Consider the following 630-nt stretch of genomic DNA (forward strand, 5'->3'; position numbering starts at 1 on the left):
TCTGTTCCCCAATTTGCCAATTGGTCACTCCACTTTGTGTGTCCAACACTTCCCAACTGCTACCGTTCCATCCCTCAAACGTCCACGTTTTCGGCATCTCCGCTGGACCTCCACCATGGATGTCTCCACGTGTTTGTAAACTATACTGGTTCACCGTTTTATTTATCTGGAAATCATAAGCCAACCATCCTGTCGTCGCTCCAACTGCCCCAACCCAACCCGTTCCAGCATTCTTATCAAAAGCCAGCCACGATGCATAGCTCGGTGCATACTCTCCACTCGCACTGGCAATCCCTCTCGGTGTTGTATTGCTGGTCATCGCCACGATCCCATCCGGATTCAAATTGACATACTGCATCCCCAGTTCCCCGATCCCTAAATAAGAAGGAAACCCATTGTTCGCACTGACATTGATCCGGTACTTGGTGTAAGCTTTGGTATTCACAAATCCAAACTCTTTTTGTACTCCAAGCTGCCAATCGGTCACTCCACTTCGTGTGTCTAACACTTCCCAACTGCTACCGTTCCATCCCTCAAACGTCCACGTTTTCGGCATCTCCGCTGGACCTCCACCATGGATGTCTCCGCGTGTTTGTAAACTATACTGGTTCACTGTTTTATTTGTCTGGA

At 48.9% G+C, this 630-nt stretch carries 1 protein-coding gene; it reads right to left on the minus strand.

Features of this window, described 5'->3' with window-relative positions; all coding sequences use genetic code 11:
- Positions 1 to 556: discoidin domain-containing protein (locus LRL21_RS44780; protein WP_240422214.1), on the minus strand; the 556-nt coding region annotated here is incomplete at its 3' end.
- Positions 557 to 630 lie beyond the last annotated feature (74 nt).

The organism is Paenibacillus periandrae (assembly GCF_022458865.1).
GTDB classification, from domain to species: Bacteria; Bacillota; Bacilli; order Paenibacillales; family NBRC-103111; genus Paenibacillus_S; species Paenibacillus_S periandrae.